Genomic DNA, 1,161 nt, shown 5'->3' with positions numbered 1-1,161 from the left:
CTAGTGTTCCGTCCCAGAAATAACTTTACATAAATTTGGATTGTTCTATGATCGAGTCGTAATGGACAGGAGGCGATCATGGGACGCAAGGGGATCGAGGTTGTCGTGTCGGAACTGGAGCGAGAACAGTTGCTGTCCATGAGTCGCTCGCGTTCGCTGCCTCATTCTCTGGTGCGTCGGGCAAAGATTGTCCTGATGGCCGCTGACGGTTGCACGACCAAGGAAATTGCGATGCAGTGCGAAGTGACGCCACCGGTGATCACGCACTGGAAGAAGCGGTTTGTCGCTCAGGGGCTTGCGGGTCTGCATGATGAAGCTCGCCCTGGCCGACCACGCACACATGACGACGAGGCGGTCGCGGAATTACTGGCCAGGGTGTTGCACGAGAAGCCGGACGGGGCAACGCACTGGAGCGTGCGTTCTGCGGCCTCGCAGACAGGGATTTCGAAGAGTTCGGTTGCCCGGTATCTGTCGCTGTTCGGTATACAGCCCCATCGTTCAAAGAGCTTCAAGCTGTCTACCGATTCATTCTTCGTCGAGAAGGTGCGCGATATTGTCGGGCTGTACCTGAGCCCGCCCACCAACGCCCTGGTGCTGTGCGTCGACGAGAAGAGCCAGTGTCAGGCGCTGGAGCGCACGCAGCCGATGCTGCCGATGGGGCTGGGCTATCTCGAAGGCGTGACGCATGATTACGTCCGGCATGGCACCACAACCTTATTCGCCGCGCTCAATGCAGCGACGGGCGAAGTCATTGCTCAATGCAAGCCACGCCACCGGCATCAGGAATTCCTGGCGTTCCTCAGGCATATTGACCAGGCGGTGCCGGCCGATCTCGACGTGCATCTGGTCGTCGACAACTACGCGACACACAAGCATCCGAGGGTCAGGGCGTGGCTCGCCAGGCATACGCGCTACCACATACATTTCACGCCGACCTACTCGAGCTGGCTGAATCAGGTTGAACGCTGGTTTGGCCTGATTACGCAACAGGCGATCCGTCGCGGGTCATTCAGAAACGTGCGCCAGCTCATTGCCAGCATCGAACGTTATACCGAGCAGTACAACCAGCACAAGCGGCCGTTCGTATGGACCGCGACAGCCGATTCCATTCTCCAGAAAGTGGCCCGGCTATGCAAAGTTATTTCTGGGACGGAACACTAG

At 58.1% G+C, this 1,161-nt stretch carries 1 protein-coding gene; it reads left to right on the top strand.

Annotated elements, in window-relative coordinates:
- Positions 1-78: 78 nt before the first annotated feature.
- On the top strand, positions 79-1,161 hold the full coding sequence (locus P0D89_RS53185; RefSeq protein WP_408371282.1) for an IS630 family transposase: 1,083 nt from the start codon (positions 79-81) through the stop codon (positions 1,159-1,161).

The sequence above is a fragment of the Paraburkholderia sp. RL18-085-BIA-A genome (genome assembly GCF_046027075.1).
GTDB lineage: Bacteria > Pseudomonadota > Gammaproteobacteria > Burkholderiales > Burkholderiaceae > Paraburkholderia.
The sequence above is the reverse complement of the archived record's forward strand: the minus strand, read 5'-3'. Positions and strand labels throughout refer to the sequence as shown.

What these genes read in the sequence shown, in the direction of transcription:
- P0D89_RS53185 (WP_408371282.1), top strand. Translation starts at nt 79, where the DNA reads ATGGGACGCAAGGGGATCGAGGTTGTCGTGTCGGAACTGGAGCGAGAA.